Annotated in this window: 19 protein-coding genes and 1 pseudogene; 11 read left to right on the top strand and 9 right to left on the bottom strand. The window is 73.1% G+C overall.

Features of this window, described 5'->3' with window-relative positions; translation table 11 throughout:
• Positions 1-165 precede the first annotated feature (165 nt).
• The 4 genes from FYC51_RS07510 to FYC51_RS07495 all read left to right on the top strand — a co-directional run bounded on the left by FYC51_RS07510 (position 166) and on the right by FYC51_RS07495 (position 4,614).
• Positions 166-1,563, top strand: a complete 1,398-nt coding sequence (locus FYC51_RS07510; protein ID WP_148732978.1) for an MFS transporter — start codon at positions 166-168, stop codon at positions 1,561-1,563.
• Positions 1,564-1,753: 190 nt separating this feature from the next.
• Positions 1,754-2,941: an alcohol dehydrogenase catalytic domain-containing protein gene (locus FYC51_RS07505; RefSeq protein ID WP_148732977.1), complete on the top strand. Its 1,188-nt coding sequence runs from the start codon at positions 1,754-1,756 to the stop codon at positions 2,939-2,941.
• Positions 2,942-3,062: 121 nt separating this feature from the next.
• Complete coding sequence (locus tag FYC51_RS07500; protein WP_148732976.1) at positions 3,063-3,980, top strand: NAD(P)-dependent oxidoreductase; 918 nt, start codon at positions 3,063-3,065, stop codon at positions 3,978-3,980.
• Positions 3,973-4,614, top strand: a complete 642-nt coding sequence (locus FYC51_RS07495) for a DM13 domain-containing protein (RefSeq protein WP_148732975.1) — start codon at positions 3,973-3,975, stop codon at positions 4,612-4,614. Before FYC51_RS07500 ends, FYC51_RS07495 begins: the two co-directional genes overlap by 8 nt.
• Positions 4,615-4,629: 15 nt before the next feature.
• Here FYC51_RS07495 and FYC51_RS07490 read toward each other — a convergent pair whose 3' ends face one another.
• The gene (locus FYC51_RS07490) at positions 4,630-5,052 is read right to left on the bottom strand and encodes a MarR family winged helix-turn-helix transcriptional regulator (protein WP_420797242.1); all 423 of its coding nucleotides are present in this window, start codon (positions 5,050-5,052) and stop codon (positions 4,630-4,632) included.
• A 194-nt stretch (positions 5,053-5,246) separates the two neighbouring features.
• Between FYC51_RS07490 and FYC51_RS07485 the strand changes: the two genes are divergently transcribed.
• Positions 5,247-5,471, top strand: coding sequence for a hypothetical protein (locus tag FYC51_RS07485; protein ID WP_148732974.1), 225 nt, complete (start codon positions 5,247-5,249; stop codon positions 5,469-5,471).
• 235 nt (positions 5,472-5,706) lie between these two features.
• Here FYC51_RS07485 and FYC51_RS07480 read toward each other — a convergent pair whose 3' ends face one another.
• Positions 5,707-6,267, bottom strand: a complete 561-nt coding sequence (locus FYC51_RS07480) for a GIY-YIG nuclease family protein (protein WP_148732973.1) — start codon at positions 6,265-6,267, stop codon at positions 5,707-5,709.
• A gap of 119 nt (positions 6,268-6,386) precedes the next feature.
• Here FYC51_RS07480 and FYC51_RS07475 point away from each other — a divergent pair, with 119 nt between their 5' ends.
• On the top strand, positions 6,387-7,043 hold the full coding sequence (locus tag FYC51_RS07475) for a hypothetical protein (RefSeq protein WP_148732972.1): 657 nt from the start codon (positions 6,387-6,389) through the stop codon (positions 7,041-7,043).
• A 69-nt stretch (positions 7,044-7,112) separates the two neighbouring features.
• On the opposite strand, the gene FYC51_RS19810 is transcribed toward FYC51_RS07475, so the two are convergent.
• Together FYC51_RS19810 and FYC51_RS19805 are read right to left on the bottom strand one after the other, a co-directional pair.
• Entirely contained in the window at positions 7,113-7,244 is a 132-nt protein-coding gene (locus FYC51_RS19810) for a low molecular weight phosphatase family protein (RefSeq protein ID WP_338014705.1), read from the bottom strand.
• Between the two features lie 109 nt (positions 7,245-7,353).
• Positions 7,354-7,779: pseudogene (locus tag FYC51_RS19805) on the bottom strand (three-helix bundle dimerization domain-containing protein); the annotation flags it as partial.
• Between the two features lie 39 nt (positions 7,780-7,818).
• Here FYC51_RS19805 and FYC51_RS07465 point away from each other — a divergent pair.
• Entirely contained in the window at positions 7,819-8,430 is a 612-nt protein-coding gene (locus FYC51_RS07465; RefSeq protein WP_148732971.1) for a DUF1349 domain-containing protein, read from the top strand.
• An 18-nt stretch (positions 8,431-8,448) separates the two neighbouring features.
• Here the strand turns inward: FYC51_RS07465 and FYC51_RS07460 are convergent, their stop codons facing one another.
• Positions 8,449-9,765, bottom strand: a complete 1,317-nt coding sequence (locus FYC51_RS07460) for an FAD-binding oxidoreductase (protein ID WP_187432532.1) — start codon at positions 9,763-9,765, stop codon at positions 8,449-8,451.
• 88 nt (positions 9,766-9,853) lie between these two features.
• On the bottom strand, positions 9,854-12,028 hold the full coding sequence (locus tag FYC51_RS07455; RefSeq protein WP_148732969.1) for a S9 family peptidase: 2,175 nt from the start codon (positions 12,026-12,028) through the stop codon (positions 9,854-9,856).
• Positions 12,029-12,323: 295 nt separating this feature from the next.
• On the opposite strand from FYC51_RS07455, the gene FYC51_RS07450 reads away from it, so the two are divergent.
• On the top strand, positions 12,324-12,509 hold the full coding sequence (locus FYC51_RS07450; RefSeq protein ID WP_148732968.1) for a hypothetical protein: 186 nt from the start codon (positions 12,324-12,326) through the stop codon (positions 12,507-12,509).
• 44 nt (positions 12,510-12,553) lie between these two features.
• Here the strand turns inward: FYC51_RS07450 and FYC51_RS07445 are convergent, their stop codons facing one another.
• The 3 genes from FYC51_RS07445 to pdxR form a co-directional block, all read right to left on the bottom strand.
• Positions 12,554-12,943, bottom strand: a complete 390-nt coding sequence (locus tag FYC51_RS07445; protein ID WP_148732967.1) for a hypothetical protein — start codon at positions 12,941-12,943, stop codon at positions 12,554-12,556.
• Between the two features lie 10 nt (positions 12,944-12,953).
• A complete protein-coding gene (locus tag FYC51_RS07440; RefSeq protein WP_148732966.1) occupies positions 12,954-13,433 on the bottom strand; it encodes a LysM peptidoglycan-binding domain-containing protein in 480 nt (159 codons plus the stop codon).
• A 123-nt stretch (positions 13,434-13,556) separates the two neighbouring features.
• Positions 13,557-15,038 carry a MocR-like pyridoxine biosynthesis transcription factor PdxR gene (pdxR, locus tag FYC51_RS07435; RefSeq protein ID WP_187432531.1) on the bottom strand — a complete coding sequence of 494 codons (1,482 nt, stop codon included), beginning with the start codon at positions 15,036-15,038 and terminating at the stop codon, positions 13,557-13,559.
• A 93-nt stretch (positions 15,039-15,131) separates the two neighbouring features.
• Between pdxR and FYC51_RS07430 the strand changes: the two genes are divergently transcribed.
• The 3 genes from FYC51_RS07430 (at position 15,132) to FYC51_RS07420 (ending at position 19,471) form a co-directional block, all read left to right on the top strand.
• A complete protein-coding gene (locus tag FYC51_RS07430) occupies positions 15,132-15,806 on the top strand; it encodes a pyridoxamine 5'-phosphate oxidase family protein (protein WP_148732964.1) in 675 nt (224 codons plus the stop codon).
• A gap of 342 nt (positions 15,807-16,148) precedes the next feature.
• Positions 16,149-16,346: a hypothetical protein gene (locus FYC51_RS07425; protein ID WP_148732963.1), complete on the top strand. Its 198-nt coding sequence runs from the start codon at positions 16,149-16,151 to the stop codon at positions 16,344-16,346.
• A gap of 110 nt (positions 16,347-16,456) precedes the next feature.
• The gene (locus tag FYC51_RS07420) at positions 16,457-19,471 is read left to right on the top strand and encodes a helix-turn-helix transcriptional regulator (RefSeq protein ID WP_187432530.1); all 3,015 of its coding nucleotides are present in this window, start codon (positions 16,457-16,459) and stop codon (positions 19,469-19,471) included.
• The last annotated feature ends 3 nt before the right edge of the window (positions 19,472-19,474 follow it).

Raw genomic sequence — 19,474 nt, 5'->3', positions numbered from 1 at the left:
CGTCGTCGGGTGACCCGACCCACGCGCTCGGCGCGCGGGCAAGTGTGCAGGAATGCACACCCGCTGTGCGGGATACGCGATTGCCGCTCACCAGTGCACATGGTGAGAATCGCCTGCAGCGCGTCCCCCTAACCCGCGTCGCCAACTACAAGGAGGTAGTCGACCATGGCCGTCGGCAATTCGACCCAGGGCACGTCCCAGCAATCCCCATCGTCCGGGGCATCCGGCTCGACCGCGCGCAGCGGACTGCGCAAGGTCGTCGCGGCCTCGATGGCCGGCACCATCGTGGAGTGGTACGAGTTCTTCCTCTACGCCACCGCCGCCACGCTCGTCTTCAACGTGATCTTCTTCCCGCCGAGCGAGAACCCGCTCGACAACATCATCAAGGCGTTCCTCACCTACGCGGTCGGCTTCATCGCCCGCCCGCTCGGCGGCATCGTGTTCGGCCACTTCGGCGACAAGTACGGCCGCAAGCGCCTGCTGCAGCTCGCGATCATCCTCGTGGGCGTCAGTACGTTCCTCATGGGCTGCCTGCCGACGTTCGACGCGATCGGCTACGCCGCGCCGATCCTGCTCGTGGTGCTCCGCTTCTTCCAGGGCTTTGCGGTCGGCGGCGAGTGGGGCGGTGCCGTGCTCCTCGTCGCCGAGCACTCGCCCGACAAGGAGCGCGGTTTCTGGGCGAGCTGGCCGCAGGCCGCCGTGCCCGCCGGCAACCTCATCGCGACCGTCGTGCTCCTCACGCTCTCGTGGACGCTCTCCGAGGAGGCGTTCCTCAGCTGGGGCTGGCGCGTCGCGTTCTGGCTGTCGGTCGTGATCGTCGCGGTCGGCTACTACATCCGCACCAAGGTCACCGATGCGCCGATCTTCATCGAGGCGCAGGCCGAGGCCGAGCAGGACAAGCGCACCCGCTACGGCGTGCTCGAGGTGCTCAAGCGCTACCCGCGCGGCGTCTTCACCGCCATGGGACTGCGCTTCGGCGAGAACATCATGTACTACCTCGTCGTGACGTTCTCGATCACCTACATGTCCGCGCACCTCGGCATGAACACGTCGACGATCCTCACGCTCATCCTGTTCGCGCATGTCGTGCACTTCGCGGTGATCCCCGTCGTCGGCCGCTTCAGCGACAAGCTCGGCCGCAAGCCGGTCTACGCGACCGGCGCCGTGCTCGCGGCCGTCTGGGGCTTCATCGCCTTCCCGCTGTTCGACACCGAGAACGACTGGCTCATCGTCGGCGTGCTCATCCTCGGCCTCATGATCCACGCGCTCATGTACGCCGGCCAGCCCGCCATCATGGCCGAGATGTTCCCGACGCGCATGCGCTACTCGGGCGTCTCGCTCGGCTACCAGGTCACGTCGATCGTCGCCGGATCGCTCGCGCCGATCATCGCGACCCTGCTCCTTTCGACCTACGGCTCGTGGGTGCCCGTGGCGATCTACCTCGCGCTCGCCGCGGCGGTCACGCTCGTCGCGGTCATCGCGCTCCGCGAGACGGTGGGCATCTCGCTGCGCTCGATCGACGACGCCGACCGCGAAAAGCTCGCCGAGCGGGTCGAGGCGTAAGGGCTCAGCGGATGCCGCGGGCGGCTGGTACTCCGGAACCGGCCGTGCCGCGGCATCCGTGCGCGTCCGCCTCCCCGACGATTCCCTCACCTTCCCCGCACATCCCGCGAGTGGGCGATCTCGGCGCGGCATCGGCGCCGGGATTCGCCGGGACCGCCCACTCGTCGCGTCCTTCGATTCAGGAGTCACCATGACCGAACCCGCGACCGGAGCGACAACCACCGCGACCGAACCCACCGGCACTGCCGCGACCGCGACCGCCCGCAGCCGCACGATCACGGGCGCCGTGCTCGAGGAGCTCGGGCGCGACTGGCCCTACGCCGACTCGAAGCCGATCACCGTCTCGGAGCTCCAGCTCGATGCGCCCGGTCCCGACGAGTTGCTCGTGCGCATCGAGGCGGCCGGCGTCTGCCACTCCGACCTCTCGGTGGTCGACGGCAATCGGCCGCGTCCGGTGCCGATGCTGCTCGGCCACGAGGCCGCGGGCATCGTCGAGGAGGTCGGCGCCGCGGCATCCGCTGCTGGCTTCGCCGTCGGCGACCGGGTGGTCACCGCGTTCCTGCCGCGGTGCGGCGACTGCGACGGATGCCGCACCGGCGGCGTCATGCCCTGCGTGCCCGGCACCGCCGCGAACACGGCGGGGACGCTGTTCGACGGGAGCATCCGCCTGCACCGCGGCGGCGAGCCCGTGCACCACCACCTCGGCGTCTCGGGGTTCGCGACCCACGCCGTGGTCGATCGCCGCTCGGCGGTGGTCGTCGGATCCGACGTGCCGGCGGATGTCGCGGCGGTGCTCGGCTGCGCGGTGCTCACCGGCGGCGGGGCGGTCGTGAACGCGGGCGCGGTGCAGCCCGGACAGGACGTGGTCGTCGTCGGGCTCGGCGGCGTCGGCATGGCGGCGCTCATCACCGCGGTGTCGCTGCGGCACGGGCGCGTCATCGGCGTCGACGCCGTCCCGGCGAAGCTCGATCGCGCCCGCGAGCTGGGCGCCACGGCGGCGATGACGCCCGACGAGGCGGTCGCGGCGGGCTTGCGCGCACCGCTCGTGGTCGAGGCGGCGGGGCATCCGCGCGCCTTCGAGACGGCGTTCGCGCTGACCGCGCCGGGCGGGCGCACCGTGACAGTCGGGCTGCCGTCGCCGACCGCGCTCGCGCAGGTGTCGCCGCTCACGATCACCGCCGAGGCGCGCACGATCGTCGGGAGCTACCTCGGGTCCGCCGTGCCGTCGCGGGACATCCCGCGCTACGCCGAGCTGTGGCGCGAGGGCCGGCTGCCGGTCGAGGCGCTCATCTCGTCGCACATCGCGCTCGACGAGATCGCCGCCGCGATGGATACGCTCGCCGAGGGCCGGGCGATCCGCCAGGTGATCCGGTTCTGAGGGTCGGCGGCGGCCCGCGGCATCCGTTGCCCGCCGGATGCCGCGAACGTATCGTGGGAAACGCGGGCACCCCGTGGTGCGACACCTGCCGCACTCCGCGTCGATGAAGTCGGGAGGGGCCATGGCGACGATCGCCTGGATCGGTCTGGGGCACATGGGCGGCCCGATGTCGGGCAACCTCGTCGCCGCGGGGCACGAGGTGCGCGGGGTCGATCCCGACCCGGCGTGCCGAGCGGCCGCGGCCGAGCACGGCGTGCAGGTCGTCGACTCGATCGCCGACGCGGTGCAGGGCGCCGATGCCGCATTCACGTCGTTGCCACGCGGCGAGCACGTGCGCGAGGTGCTGGGTGGCGCGGGCGGCGTGTGGGAGACCGCTCCGACGACGGCGCTGCTGCTCGACACGTCGACCGTCGACGTCGAGACGTCGCGGTGGTCGCACGACCAGTCCGCCGCGCGCGGCTTCCGCTTCGTCGACTCGCCCGTCTCGGGCGGCATCGCGGGTGCGCACGCCGGCACGCTCACGTTCATGCTCGGGGGCGAGGAGGCGGCCGTCGCCGAGGCCGCCGAGCTCGTCGAGCCGATGGCCGGGCACGTGTTCCGCGTCGGCGGGCCGACCATGGGCATCGCGGCGAAGCTCGCGAACAACCTCATGCTGTTCGTGTCGCTGCTCGGCGTCTCCGAGGGGTCGCAGCTCGCGGCGGAGCTCGGGCTCGACGCCGAGACCTTCTTCCAGGTCGCGTCGGTGTCGTCGGGCGACTCGTGGCCGCTGCGCACCTGGTACCCGGTGCCGGGCGTCGTGCCGACGAGCCCGGCCAACCGCAACTTCGACGCCACGTTCACGACCGTGCTGGCGCAGAAGGACCTCTCGTTCGCGGTCGCCGCGGGCGACGTCGCCGGGCTGCACCTGCCTGCGTCGCGCATCGCGCTCGACCAGTTCGACCAGCTCATCGACGAGGGCTACGGCGGCAAGGACTGCAGCCTCATCGTGAAGTACGCGTCGGCCGACGGGAGCATCGAGGGGTTCGATCCCGATGCCTGACGCACCCGACCCGGTCGACCGCGCCACGGATGCCGCAGCACCGCGGTCGGGCCGGCGCCGGGTGTGGTGGTGGGTCATCGGCGGCGTCCTCGTGGCCGGCGCCGTGATCGCAGCCCTCGTGTTCCAGCCGTGGCTGCTCTTCATCGACGTGCGGGTCGACGACGCGATCCCGGTGACGTCGCCGACGGCCGCTGCGACACCGTCGGCGGGCGACGACTCCTCGTCGCCGCCGGTGGCCCGCGACACCCCGCTTCCGTCGACGCCGGCGGAACCCGCGGGACCCGTCGAGCTGTCGAGCGGCTCGCTCATCAGCCACGAGCACGAGACGACCGGCACGGTGCGCGTGATCCAGTTGCCCGACGGAACCCGTCAGCTCGCGATCGAAGACCTCCAGACGACGAACGGTCCCGACGTGCACGTGTGGCTCAGCGCCGGACCGGTGATCGAGGGGTTCGACGGCTGGTTCACCGCAGGCGGTCACCCCTACGTCGACCTCGGCATGATCAAGGGCAACCAGGGGAACCAGCTCTACGACATCCCCGTCGACGTCGACCTCGCCGCGTATCCGACCGTCGACCTCTGGTGCGTGCAGTTCAGCGTCTCGTTCGGCGCCGCCGCGCTCGTCCCGAGCTGAGCGCGGCGCGGCCGATCAGCCGCGCTGCACCGCCGCGATCACCTCGGCGAGGCGGTCGCGCAGCGCGCCGAGCTCGTCGAGGCTCATCCCGAGCCGGTCGACGACCTGCGGCGGGATCGCGAGCGCCCGCTCGCGGAGGGCACGCCCGGCGTCCGTCAGCGCGACGTCGAGCGCGCGCTCGTCGCGGGCGCTGCGCTCGCGGGTCACGTAGCCCTGCGCCTCGAGCCGCTTGAGCAGCGGCGAGAGCGTCGCCGGCTCGAGCTGCAGGGCCTCGCCGAGGTCGCGCACGGTGCGCGGGCTGCGGCCCCAGAGCGCGAGCATCACGAGGTACTGCGGGTGCGTGAGCCCGAGCGGCTCGAGGATCGGCCGGTACACCCCGATCACGCCGCGCGCGGCCACCGCCAGCGCGAAGCAGACCTGGTTCTCGAGGGCGAGCAGGTCGTCGGATGCCACGACGCCGGCGTTGCCGACGGTGGTCGCCGACCTCGGGGTGGTCGCCGACCTCGGGGTGGTCGCCATCTGGCTCGCCGCCGCCGTCTCGGGCGTCACCGGGTCAGCGGTGGCGGTCGTCGTTCGTCGGTCGTCCATGGCTCCAGTATGCATCGCGTGCGAATAGTTAGTACACTAATGATATGACACGACCCACCCGTGGCGACCGCACGGGCTCGCGCGGCTACGCGGGCTTCATCGAGCGCCTCAACGCCCGCCTGCTGCCCTACATCGGGCCGCCGCCCCTCGGCCCCTACGACGAAGAGCCCGTCGCGGCGCGCCCGGCGGCGTGCCCGCTCTGCGGCGCACCCATGTCGGAGCACGACATCGACCGCTCGGGGGAGCGCACGCAGCTCTACTGCCCGTGAGCCCGGGCCGAGCGCGCCGACCCCGAGAACCCGGTGCTCGCCGGGCCGCTGCCCGCGGCATCCGTCGCCGTCGACCCACCTCGACCTGACCCGGATGCAGGAAGAATTCGCCGACACGCCGCCGTGAGCGGCCGCCCGACCGGCGTTTCGCCCGGAAGTTCCTGCAGTCGCTCATGTCGACGCGGATCCACGGGCGCAACTCGAGGTATCGCCGGCATCCGTCGCCGTGCCGCCGCTACGACGTGCGCAGCGCCACCCGCCGCAGCACCCAGCGCTCGTACTCGCGCCACGGGTCGTCGACCCCCGCCGACAGCTCGGCGATGTGCTCGAGCAGCGCGTCGTGCACCGCGAACCACTCGGTGCCCGCGAACCGGTGCGCCGCGAACTGGACGTGTCGCCGCTGCTCGACCGCGCGACCGCCGCGCTCGAAGGCGAGGACCTCGTCGTGGGGCAGGCTCGCGAGCCGCAGGCGCGGATTGACCGACGTGCCGATCTTGATCTGGTCGCGGTAGCGGATGTAGTAGACCACCTCGACGCGCGGCCGATCGAGCTCGTCGTCGGGCACCTCGCCCACGCGCCACTCGCACTCGGCGCACACCCACCCCGACGGGTATCGCACCCCGATGCGCGAGCCGCAGGCGAGGCACGGCGACGGCAGCAGATCGGTCGTGCCGACGGCCCGCGCCACCCAATCGTGCGCCTCGAGCAGGTGCCCGGTGCACAGGTTCAGGGGCGCGCCGGCCTCGACGGGCTCGTCGCACGCGCGCCCGTCGGCGAGGATGATCCCGCACGTCATGCGAGCAGGCTACCCACGACCGCCGACACCCGACGGGCGTCCACCCGCCCGCGATAGGCTCGTTCTCCGACCGCCGACCGGCGTTCGGACGCGGGGGTTCGGAGGCGAAGGGCAGCGCGATGCGGTTCTGGCGGCGGCGGCAGGAGCGGAAGCGGTTCACGCCCTTCGACCGCAAGGCCCTGCCCGAGGTCGAGCCGCTCACGTTCGAGGAGTCCTTCACCGAGGGCCTCCTCGTCGCAGAGGCCGCGGGTCGCATGGCCCTGAAGAACCGCATCATCGTCGAGGCGTTGCGTGGCGCTGAGCCGTGGGATGCCGACCGGGCGGCCGCGGCCGCGCGCGAGGTGCTGCACGAGCTCGTCGTGGAGCTCGACGAGGTCGCGGAGTGGTCGGCGGCCGAGCGGGAGTCCGCGGCGCAGCGCGAGGGTCGCTCCGAGCACCAGCACGACTACCACCGCGCGGATTCCTGGAACCTCCGCTTGCGCGAGCGCATCAACGTCGCCGTGGCGGCGCGGCTCACCGAGCTCCGCAACGACGACGCGTACCTCGCCGAATTCGCCGAGCGCGCCCGCCGCGAGGCGTGGGACGAGATCGCCGGCGTCATCGACCAGCGACTCGCGCGCGAGTGGACGGGCTACGAGGTCGACGAGGACTACGAGCTGGAGCGCGACGACCGCCTCGAGGGGCTCTCGCTCGACCTCGCACGCGACCTCGAGGCGGCCCGCCGCAAGCGCGAGGAGCGCGACGAGCTCGACGACTCCTTCGGCGCCTGGGGCTGACCGGGTCCGCGGCGCCCCGAGAGACGGAGGCCGCGGTCGACGAGGACGTGATGCCGCCCCGAACCGCGCCTACAGCTCGAGCTCGTGGATCAGCTCGCGCACGCGCCGCTCGATGTCGCCGCGGATCTCGCGCACGCGCTCGATCGGCAGCCCGGCCGGATCCTCGAGCTCCCAGTCCAGGTAGCGGGTTCCCGGATACACGGGGCACGCGTCGCCGCAACCCATCGTGACGACCACGTCGGACGCGCACCACCTCGTCGGTGAGGGGCTTCGGGAACTCGCCGCCGAGCGACAGCCCGATCTCGTCGAGCGCCGTGATGATCGTGGACTTCACCGTGCTCGCGGGCCGCGACCCCGCGCTGCGCACGCGGACGCGATCGCCGGCCAGCTGCTTGAGCATCGCGGCCGCCAGCTGCGACCGGCCGGAGTTCTGCACGCACACGAAGAGCACCCGTGGGAGGCGGTCACGCGACGGCGCAGCTTCGGTCGCGAGCGCCTCGAGACGGATCGCCGCGAACGTCGCCGTGCGCGACGGCACGAAGCGGGTGAGCGGCGAGTGGTCGATGAGCAGGTCGTGGCTCTCGCGCACATAGCGGCCGACGGTCTCGGGCGAGAACACACCCGCGTAGCGATCGGCGAGATCGGATGCCACGCGCGCGAGCACCTCGCTCGAAGCATGATCGGCGGCATCCGCCTGCTGAACTGCGCGCGTCGGGTTGCTCGCGGGGGTGCTCATCGAGGGCAGTCTAGGCGCTCGCCGCATTAGCGTGGACCCATGGAGCAACGGCGGGTGGAGTGGACGGCCGGGCGGTGGACGCGGGACCCCGTGTCGACCCGGCAGGACGGCGACGACCTCGTGGTCCGCGCCGCCGAGGGCAGCGACTACTGGCGCACGACCCACTACGGGTTCATCCACGACGACGGGCACGGCCTCCTGGCACCGTGGCCGGCGGATGCCGCGGTCGAGGTGACCTTCGACGCGTCGGCGCTGACCGCGCTCTACGACCAGGCGGGCATCCTGCTGTGGGTCGGCGACGAGCAGTGGGTGAAGGCGGGACTCGAGGTCTCCGACGGGGTGCTGCACCTGGGTGCGGTCGTCACGAACGGGGTGTCGGACTGGTCGATGGCTCCGGTGCCGGAGTGGGCCGGGCAGCTCGTCACGATCCGCGCGAGCCGGAGCGGCGAGCTCGGCGACGACATCACGTTGCGCGCCCGCACGGCGTCGAGCGGCTGGCGTACGCTGCGCGTCGCGCCGTTCCCGGCCGCCGCGGCATCCGCCGGACCCATGGTGTGCGCGCCGCTGCGTGGCGACCTCGAGGTGCGGTTCACCGGCTGGGTCCTCGCGCCGGCCGATGACGACCTGCACGAGGACCCGCCGCTGGGGTGACCTGTCGGGTGGCGAGCCCTACGCCGGCGTGATGTGGTGCGCCGGCCGGAACACGTCGTCGGGGTCGACGTCGGCCTTCACCCGCTTGAGGCGCGCGAGCGTCTCGGGCGGGTAGATGATCGCGGTGACGTCGTCGCCGAACTCCTGCGTGAAGTTCGAGTAGTGCCCGGCCGTGTGCGAGAGCGGTTCGTCGACGACGAGCCGCACCGCGGCGACGTCGGACGCGGGAGCGTCGAGCGGCAGCAGGCTGTTGACCATGAAGAACGCCTGCGCGTCGCGGTAGGCGACCGCTGTCGCGTCGGATTCGACGCGCGTGAACGCGCCGCCGAGGGCACGCAGCATGACCATGGTCGGCGCGGGCCCCGCGTAGGCGCGCTCGGCGGCGGCGAGCAGCTCGTCGGAGACGTCGGCGACGAAGCCGTTGCCGCCGACGAACTGGAACGGCGGACGACCGGGCGGCGCCGCTTCGAGCAGCTCGGCGTACGCGACGGGGCCGAGCGACACGTCGGTGATCGACGGGAGCGACAGCAGCGGCTCGAGCAGGCGGCGGAGCTCCTCCTCGGTGCCGCGGAGCGCCACGGCGAGCTGCGGGCCCGCGGGCAGCTCGGGCATGATCGCGGGCATCACGATCAGCGTGGAGTTGAGCTCGTCGGGGGAGGCGAGCGTGATGTCACGCCACGCGCGAAGCACGTCGCCGACCTGCGACTGGTCGAAGTGCAGGTGGCCGCCGACGAGCTCGCCGACCGGCGAGGCCTGCAGCACGAAGCGGGTGGCGATGCCGAAGTTGCCGCCACCGCCGCGAAGCGCCCAGAACAGGTCGGGGTGCGACTCCGCAGTGACCGTGAGCACCGCACCGGCGGCCGTGACGAACTCGATCTCGCGCACGAGGTCGATCGTGAGGCCGTGCGTGCGGACGAGCCAGCCGATGCCGCCGCCGAGCGCCAGCCCGCCGACGCCGACGTCGAGCGTGTCGCCCGACGTGATGGCGAGGCCGTGCGGCGCGATCGCCGCCGCGACGTCGCCCCAGTGGGCGCCGGTGCCGACCCGCACCAGGTCGCCGTCGAGCAGGTCGACGCCGTCGAACTCGGCCATGTCGATGACCACGCCGCCGGTGGCGGGCATGCTGCCGTGGCCGCCGCTGCGCACGGCGATCGGGAGGTTCGCGTCGACGGCCGCCCGCACGGCGGCCGCGACCTCCTCGGCGGTCGTGGGGCGGAAGACGGCCTCGGGGTCGCCGGGGCCGTAGAAGACGGTGCGACCGTCGTCGTACTCGGTGGAGCCGGGTCCGAATGCCCGGCCGGGAACGCGTTCGCTCAACTCGGAGAGGATCGACATGAGGGGCAGTCTGGCAGCGGCCCCCGACATCCGTCACCCGTGCTCGCTGCCCGCGAACGGCGGATTCCTGCCATCGAGGCCGACCGCGCTACTCGCCCGTCGGGTGCGCCTTCGCCCGGTCGATGACCCACGCGTACGCGAACGCGCGCTCGCGCCACGCGGAGTACCGCCCCGACACGCCGCCGTGCCCGGCCGCCATCTCGGTCTTCAGCAGGGGATCGGCGCCTGCGTCGCGGAGCCGCGCCACCCATTTCGCCGGCTCGACGTAGAGCACGCGCGTGTCGTTGAGCGAGGTGACCGCGAGGATCGGCGGGTAGTGGTTCTGGTGCACGTTCTCGTACGGCGAGTACGACTTCATGTAGGCGTACACCTCGGCGTCGTCGAGCGGGTTGCCCCACTCGTCCCATTCGATCACGGTGAGCGGGAGCGACGGGTCGAGGATCGACGTGAGCGGGTCGACGAACGGCACCTCGGCGAGGATCCCCGAGAAGAACCGCGGTCCCATGTTCGCGACGGCGCCCATGAGCAGCCCGCCGGCGCTGCCGCCCTGCGCGACCAGCCGGTCGGGCGCGGTGACGTCCTCGTCGATGAGGTGCCTGGCCACCGTGACGAAGTCCGTGAAGGTGTTGCGCTTGTCGAACTTCTTGCCGTGCTCGTACCAGAGCCGGCCCATCTCGCCGCCGCCGCGCACGTGCGCGACCGCGAAGATCATGCCGCGGTCGAGCAGCGACAGCCGCGGGATGCCGAACGCGGGGTCGATCGAGTGCTCGTAGGAGCCGTAGCCGTAGAGCAGCGTCGGCGCGGGCACGCCGAGGTCGACGAGGTCGTCGCGGTACACGAGCGAGATCGGGATGCGCGTGCCGTCGTCGGCCACCGCCCACTCGCGGCGCTGCGAGTAGCGCGTCGGGTCGTAGCCGCCGAGCACGGGCTGCTGCTTGCGCAGGCGTCGCTCGCCGGTCGCGATGACCACGTCGTACACCGTGGTCGGCGTCACGAAGCTCGAGAACCCGATGCGCAGGCTCGGCTGCTCCCAGTCGGGGTTGCTGCCGACGCCCACCGAGAACAGCGCCTCGTCGAACGGCAGCTCGTGCAGCGTGTCGTCGGGCGTGGCACCGTCCGTCGGCGCTGTCGCGGGGATGCCGGCCGGCGGCACCTTCGCGATCGCGACCCTGGGCAGCCCCTCACGCCGGTACTCGACGGCCACGAAGTCGCGGAACGCGTCGACGCCCTCGAGGCGCACGGCGGGGTCGTGCGGCAGCAGCATCCGTCGCGGTCCCTGCGGGTCAGATGCCGCGACGCTCACGAGCTCGAAGTTCACCGCGCCGTCGTTGTGCACGATCAGCAGGCGGTCCTTGCCGCCCGCGACGACGTGCTCGACGTCGTACTCGACGCCGTCCTTGCGCGGCCACACCACGCGGAACTCACCCGCTGGATCGTCGGCGTCGAGCAGCCAGGTCTCGCTCGTGACGTTCGACCCGGCCTCGATCATGAGGAACTTCCGGCTGCGGGTGATGCCCACCCCGAGCCAGAACCGCTCGTCGGGCTCACTGAAGACCGAGACGTCGTCGGATGCCGCGGTGCCGACCTCGTGCCGCCAGATCGTGTCGGGCCGCCACGACTCGTCGACCGTCGCGTAGAACAGGTATCGCCCGCTCGGATCGAACACCGCGCCCGCGGCCGTGCCCTCGATCACGTCGTCGTACTCGCGGCCCGAGCCGTCGAGCGAGCGCAGGCGGATCGTGTACCGCTCGTCGCCCTCGACGTCGATCGCGTAGAGGAGCGTCGATCCGTCGGCGGTCACGTCGAAGCTCCCGAGCGCGTAGTACTCGTGGCCCTCGGCCTCGACGTTGTCGTCGAGGAGCACCTGCTCGCCGGGGAGCCGCTCGAACGAGGCATCCGCCAGCTCGTCGCCCGTGGTCTCGGGCAGCACCGGCGGCTCCCAGTCGTCGCCCGTCGCGGGCACCCGGCAGTGGATGCCGTACTGCGCGCCCTCGACCGTGCGGGTGAAGTACCACCAGTCGCCCTCGCGGGTGGGAACGCTGAGGTCGGTCTCCTTGGTGCGCGCCCGGATCTCCTCGAAGAGCTGCTCCTGCAGCAGCGAGAGGTGCTCGGTGCGGGCCTTCGTGTAGGCGTTCTCCTCGTGCAGGTGGGCGAGGACGGCCGGATCGTCCTTGGCCCGCAGCCACTCGTACTCGTCGACCACCACGTCGCCGTGGTGCTCGCGTTCGATCGGTCGCTTCGCGGTCTTCGGAGGAGTGAGCACGAGTCCACGCTACGCCCAAGCGCCGACCCCGTTCGAGGGCGTCGTCCCCTGACCCGCCGCGTCTGCGCCACTTCGACATCCCCTGCGCCAGTCCAAGTGGCGCGGACACCGTAGACGTGGCGCAACGGGCGCAGCGGCAGCGCGGCGGAGTGCTCTGGCCCCCGGGTACCTCAGGCCCCGGGTACCTCAGGCCCGAGCCGGCCGCCTCAGCCCGAAGATACGGCGATCTCCCGATGGGCGACGGATGCCTCAGCGCGCACGCTGAGGTCATCACGCACCACCTGGGAGGGACCCCATGCAGCACTCGGCCGACTTCACGTCGTTCCACGGACACCTCGCCGACGTCGCACGCGCGGAGCGCGAGATCGAGCTCCGCCGACTCATCGCCGAGCGTCGCGCGCTCGACCCGGAGCCGCCCGTCGCGGCATCCGTCGCCCGTCGTCGGCGTGCACGTCGCTCGCCGAGGCTGGCGCTGCGATGACGGCGGTGCGGCTCACCTCGACGGCGCCCGGGCCCCGTCCGACGTCACTCGGGCAGCTCGCGGATCTCCCACCGGTCGCCGTCGAGGGGATGCAGCACGCCGCGCACGCGCTCGCCGTCGCGGATCGCCTGCCACGCCATGGGCGGCAGCTCGCCCCCCACCACGTCAGTGGTGCCCGAGAAGGTCGGCGACTCGTAGCCGGCGGCCACGAGCGCCTCCTCGCGGGCGCTCGCGTCCCAGAGGCCGGACATCGACCAGGTCATCCACGCGGCCGCGAGTCCGCCCACCACGAAGAGCGCGTAGCCCGACTCCCGCATGGTCTTCGAGCGGTAGTGGCCGCCGACGAATGACGCCATGACCGCCACGACGAGCACGATGCCCGGGAACACCAGCGGCCACGGATTCCACGGTGCGATGGTGACCACCTCGCTCACGACCACGGGATCACCCCGTCTTCGTCCAGTCGAGGTTGATGACGTCGCCGATGTAGACCGTCTCCCCGTAGTTGTGGATCTGGGGGTTCATGCGCAGGAGCTGCTGCTGCGGCAGCTCGAAGCGCTGCGCGATGTCGAAGAAGCTGTCGCCCTCGACGACGGCGTAACTGTACGGGACGCCGTTGCCGTCGAGCACCGGGGTGCCGTTCGCGCCCGGTCGGGGGCCTGTGTCGTACGCCGGACCCCATTCGACGACGGGAGCGGGCGCGTTGGGCACCGGCTCGGGCGCGACGGGCTCGGGCGCAGCCGCGGGCGGTGGCGTGGTGACGGGCGGCGGCGTGGGGGTCGCCGTGACGGTCGCGAAGACGGTGACCGGTGGCGGGGTCGCGGCGGGTTGCGCGATGCATCCGCTCAGCGCGACGACCGCGACGACCACGCCGACGATCACGCCGCCGACGGCGCGCGCCGACCTGCCGAGTCCACTCCCCACCGAGCCTCCCCACCGACGTGCCGAACGGCGCGTCAGCATCGGGCGCGCCGCTCGCGCCAGCCTATCGACCGTGCCGGGAAGCGCAATCCCTCGCAGGGCGGATCCGGACGGGCGCCGCGCGGCTCAGAGCACCGCGAGGATCGCCGCGCGGATGCGTCCCAGGCCCTCCACGAGCTGCGTGTCGGCGACGCCCGCGTAGCCGATCACGATGCCCGGCTCCTCCTCGCCCGGCACGGCGGAGTAGTCGCCGAGCGGCGCCACCGCGACGCCCTCGTCGTCGAGCCGTCCGAGCACGGCAGCGGATGCCGCGGCGCCGGGCAGGCGCACCACGGCGTGCAGCCCGCCGTCGAGTCCGCTGAGCGGCGCGCCGGGCAGGCCGTCGAGCGCGTCGAGCACGAGCCGGCGCCGGTGCGCGTAGTCGCGCCGCGTTCCGGCGATGTGGCGCCGCACCGAGCCGTTCGCGAGCAGGTTCGCCACGGCGTCCTGCACCACCCCGGGCACCGGGCACCGGTCGTCGGCGCGCATGGTCGCGTACGCCGCGCGCAGCCCGGGGTTGTCGGGCAGCACGACGTAGCCCAGGCGCAGCCACGGCGTGAGCACCTTCGAGAAGCTGCCCACGAGCACCGCGCGGCCGGCGTCGTCGAGCGACGCGAGTGCGGGCAGGGGCGGGCCGAGGTGCCGGTACTCGCTGTCGTAGTCGTCCTCGAGCACGATCGCGCCCGCCTCGCGGGCCCACTCGAGCAGCTCGAGGCGGATCGCCACCGGCAGCCGCCCGCCGAGCGGGTACTGGTGGCTCGGCGTGACCATGACCGCGTCGGGCGGCCGCGGCATCCGTCGCAGCGACTCGACCACGATGCCGTCGGCGTCGACCGCGACGGGCACGGTGCGCGCGCCGTGCAGCTCGAGCGTGCGCCGGGCCGATGGGTAGCCGGGGTGCTCGACCGCGACGACCGGAGGGCGACCGAGCGCCACAGCCAGGGCGGAGGCGCTCAGCGAGAGCGCCTCGCTCGTGCCCGCAGTGACGACGATGTCGTCGGCCTCGCACGCGACGCCGCGAGCCATGCGCAAGTGGTCGGCGATCTCCTCGCGCAGGCGCGGCACGCCGAAGCGCCGCGGGGACTCCGACGGGATGTCGCGGGCCGCCGCCTCGCGCCAGGCCGACCGCCAGGCGCGCGTGTCGATGCGCGACGTCGAGGGCCGGCCCGGCAGCAGGTCGATGCGGGGCACGGTCCGCTCGCCCACGGCCCGCGCGGCGCGCCCGGCCGTCGTCGACTCGCGTCGGGTGTCCGGCCGACCCTCCTGCGGTCGGTCGCCCGACGCGACCTCCATGCCGACGGATGCCGCGACGTCGCGCCGCGCGAGGTCCGCGACGCGCGTGGGCGCACCCTGCCGCATCTCGAGGTAGCCCTCGCCCGCGAGCTGCTCGTAGGCGCCGACGACGGCGCTGCGCGAGACGCCGAGCTCGGATGCGAGGCCGCGCGTGGAAGGCATCCGGTCGCCCGCACGCAGGGCGCCGTCGAGGATGCCGCGGCGCAGCCCGTCGACGAGCTGCACGCCGATCGGCAGGCCGCCGTCGCGGTCGATCACGAGGATGGGTCCGTCCACGGCGCCCTCCGATCCGCTCGACTGGACTGCCGGATGCTGCGAGAACTGGTCTGCACGGCGAACCAGTGTGCTCGCGAGACTAGCAGCGTGACCATGACGAACACCACCGCCGCCCGCCGCATCCGACGCCTGTCCGAGCGCCAGACCACCGACCGCGACGAGCTCTTCGAGCTGCTCGACACCGAGCTCGTGGGGCACCTCGTGGCCGTGGCCGACGGCACGCCGATCGTGGTGCCCATGGGCTTCGCGCGGGTGGGGGAGCACGTGCTCGTGCACGGCTCGACGGGCGGCGGCTTCGCGCTCCGCGCGGCGGCCGAGCGTTCGACGGTCGCCTTCTCGGTGACCGCGCTCGACGGGCTCGTGTTCGCACGGTCGCTGTTCGACAGCTCCATGAACTACCGCAGCGCCGTGGTCTACGGCGTGCTCGAGCCGGTCGACGACGAGCAGGCGGATGCCGCGCTGCTCGCGCTCTCCGAACGGCTCATGCCCGGCCGGTCCGCCGAGGTGCGTGCGATGACGCGCAAGGAGACGGCGGCCACGCGCGTGCTGCGGCTCGCCCTGGACGACGTCGTCATGAAGCGACGCGCCGCCGGGGCATCCGAGGACCCCGACGACGGCGAGGACCACGCGGTCTGGGCCGGCGTCGTGCCGCTCGCGCGCGCCTGGGGTGCGCCCGAGCCGTCCCCCCTCACTCCAGAGGGGACCCCGATCCCCGATTCCGTGCTCGCCCTGACGACGGGGTCGGGCCGGGTCGACAGACTTCGATGATGGAAAGGAGGTGCGCGATGTTCGCGACCTTGCTCGTGCTGGGCCTGCTCGCCGCTGCGGCGATCACGACCTCGCTCGTGCAGTTCCGGCGTGACGGGTACCACCGTACGCCGACGCTGCTGCACTGAGCCGACACGACCCGACGAACGAACGCGCCTCGCCGATCGACCCCGTCGACCGGCACGCCCGGGCCCCCTGCCGCCCGGGCGCTCGAGGGCACCTCAGGTGCCCCGCATCCCACCGTGCCCGGAAATAGGGCGATCGCCCGATGGGTCCAGGGTGCCTTAGCGCGCACGCTGCAGGCATCCGATCGGAAGCATCGGAACGACTCCAGGAGGAATCATGCAGTTCTCGGCAGACTTCGTCGTCCTCGGCTCGCACCGCGCCGACGTGCTCGCGGCCGAGCGCGAGATCAGCCGCCGCATGGCCGCCGACGAGCGCGACTCGGGTGACGCGGGGGCGTCGCACGAGCCGGTCGCCCACCGCGTCCACCGCCGCCACCGTGCGCACCGCCGTGCGCCGCAGCTCGCCCTGCGGTGAGCCTCGCGGCCGCCATGCGCGGCGATGACGTCCCGCGCGGCGTCGTCGGACCCGATCCCGGTCCCGACGGCGCCGTGCGCGGTGTCGGCGGTGAGTGGCACCATGAGAGGGTGACCACGTCAGCGCCGGCAATGATCGGCCGCGACGCCGACCTCGCGATGCTGAACGAACGCCTCGCCGAGGTGCGCGCGGGCGCCCCCTTCACCGTCATCATCGGCGGCGAGGCCGGCATCGGCAAGACCCGCCTCATCCGCGAGTTCGAGGCCGGCCTCCCCGACGACGTGCGCCTGCTCGCCGGGCAGTGCGTCGACCTCGGCAGCGTCGCGGCACCCTACGCCCCCGTCAAGACCGCGCTCCGCACGCTGCTCTCCGAGGTGGGCGCGCAGCGCATGCTCGACGCCGTCGGCCCCGGCCGCGCGGCGCTCATCGCGCTGCTGCCCGAGCTCGTGTCCGGCGAGTCATCCGTGGCCACCATCGTGCCGCCCGTCACGCCGGTCGCGGCGGGGTCGGCCACCGGCCAGCTGCACGAGGCCATCGCGGTGCTGCTCGAGACGTTCTCGCGCGAGCACCCCATCGTCTTCGTGATCGAAGACCTCCACTGGATCGACGCGGCCAGCCTGGCCCTGCTCCGGTTCCTGATGCGCGCGCTCGGCTCGAGCCGGGTGCTCACGGTGCTGAGCTACCGCACCGAAGACCTGACCCGGGGCCACCCGGTGCGCGACTTCCTCTCCGAGGCCGAGCGCGATCGCTGGGTCGAGCGCCGCGAGCTCGGGCGGCTCACCAAGGTGCAGGTCAAGAAGCTCACGAAGTCGCTCATCGTCGACGAGGTGCCGAGCGAGCGCGTGCTCGACACCGTGTTCCGCCGCAGCGACGGCGTGCCGTTCTTCGTCGAGGAGCTCGTCGGCATCGACGGATGCCGCGACGAGGGCTTCGTGCCCGACACGCTCCGCGACCTGCTGCTCGCCCGCTACGAGCGCCTGCCCGAGCCGGCGCAGGGGCTGCTCCGCCTGATCTCAACGGGCGGGGTGCGCGTCTCCCACGCCATGCTCGAGGCCGTCTACACCGGCACGGCCGACGAGCTCGACGCCGCGGCCCGCCAGGCCGTCCTGTTCGGCGTGCTCACCATCGAGGGCGACGACTACGCCTTCCGGCACGCGCTCGTGCGCGAGGCCATCCTCTCCGACCTGCTGCCCGGCGAGCGTGCGCGGTTCCACGCGCGTTACGCCGAGGCCTACGAGGCCGCGGCTGCGGCGGGCGCCAGGCGTCTCGCCGCCGAGATCTCCTACCACTGGCTCGGCGCCCACGACGCCGCGAAGGCCTTCCCGGCCACCATGCAGGCCATGCGCGAGGCGCGAGCCGCCGCCGCGTACGGCACGGCGGCCCAGCTCGGCGAGCGGGCGCTCGGACTGTGGGACGTGGTGCCCGACGCGGCCGCGCTCGCGGGCATGAGCAAGCTCGAGCTCATGGGCCGCACCGCCTCGCACCTGCGCAACGCCGGCGAGGGCGACCGCAGCCTCGCGCTCGTGAAGGCGGCGCTCGCCGAGTGCCCGCGCGACGACCCCAACTACCCGCGGCTGCTGCGCGACAAGGGCCTCTACCTCGCCAACGTCGGCAAGGCCGGCTCGGTCGCCGTGCTCGAGGAGGCGCTCGCCGCGCTCGACGCCCGCGGCGACACCGGACCCACCGAGCTGCGGGCGACCACGCTCACCGCGCTCGCCGGCCGCCTCATGATCGACGGTCGGCTCGACGACGCCGTCGAGACCGCCGACCGCGCCCTCGCGGTCGCGACCGAGATCGGCTCGCCGCGCTACTCGTCCATCGCCACGAACATCGCCGGCATCAGCCGCGCCGACCGGGGCGACGTCGTCGAGGGGCTCGCGCTCCTCGAGCGCGCCCGCGAGCTCGCCGACGGCGACGGCGCCGCGCTGCTGCGCTACTGGACCAACGCCTCCGACCAGCACTACCTCGTCGGGCACTACCACGAGGCCGTGCGCCTCGCCGAAGAGGGGCTCGCGCAGGCGCGCGCGCAGGGCGTCGAGCGCAGCTCGGGGGTCATCCTCGCGTCGAACGCCGTCGACCCGCTATTCGCGCTCGGCGAGTGGGAGCGCGCAGAGGAGCTCATCGACCGCGCCCTCGCGCTCGACCCGCCGACGCCCTTCACGGTGTACCTGCTGCGCGCGCGCATCTGGGCGCTGCTCTGGCGCGGTGAGACCGAGCGCGCGACGCGACTCTGGCAGAGCTCGCGTCCATCGATGGCCGCGGTCATGGAGGTCGAGATGCAGACGCGCCTCGGCGTCGGTCGCGTCGCCGCCGAGATCGCGCTCGCCAACGACGACCTGCCCGCGGCCTGGCGCGAGGTGCGTCCGCTGCTGCACGAGCGGCACGCCCCGCTCGCCGGCTACGCGCTGCCGTTCCTCTGGGTCGCCGCGCGCGTGGTCGCGGCGGTCCGCGCGCGGCCGCACGCGGTGAGCGAGGCCGTCGCCATCGAGGTCGCCGAGGCCGTGCCCGAGTTCCGTTCGCTCCTCGAGCAGCTGTCGTACTGGCCGACGCAGCCGGTGTGGGCGGCCGCGTTCGAGGCCGAGCTCGCGGAGGCATCCGAGGGCGCAGGAGCCGGCGACGCGGGCACCGACGTCGCGGCATGGCGCGCCGCCGTCGAGGCCGCCGCGGCTCCCGAGGCACCCGGATTCCTCATCGCCTACGCGCTGCTGCGCCAGGGCGAGGCCGAGCTGGCGGGCGCCGACCGCGCGGCCGCGCGCACGTCGCTGCAGGCCGCGCTCGACGTCGCCGACTCGGGCGGCGTCATCGCGGTGCACGATCGGGTCGTGCGCGTCGCCGCGGCGGCCGGCATCGCGCTCGAGGGCGTGGGCGGCGGCGCGGGGCTCGTCGCGCCCGAGGCGGGCGTGGCCGGCACGCCGTCCGACGCCGACGTGCTCGCCGCCGCGGAGCTCACCGCGCGGGAGCGGCAGGTACTCGAACTCATCGCCGAGGGTCTCAGCAACCGCCAGATCGGCGAGCGGCTCTTCATCAGCGGCAAGACCGCGAGCGTGCACGTCTCGGCGATCCTGCGCAAGCTCGGCGCGGCCACGCGCACCGAGGCGGCGTACCGCGCGGGCGCCCTGCGCTGACGG

Origin of the sequence: Agromyces mariniharenae, assembly GCF_008122505.1 — a bacterium.
Taxonomy (GTDB): Bacteria; Actinomycetota; Actinomycetes; order Actinomycetales; family Microbacteriaceae; genus Agromyces; species Agromyces mariniharenae.
This window is presented reverse-complemented; position numbering and strand designations above follow the sequence as displayed.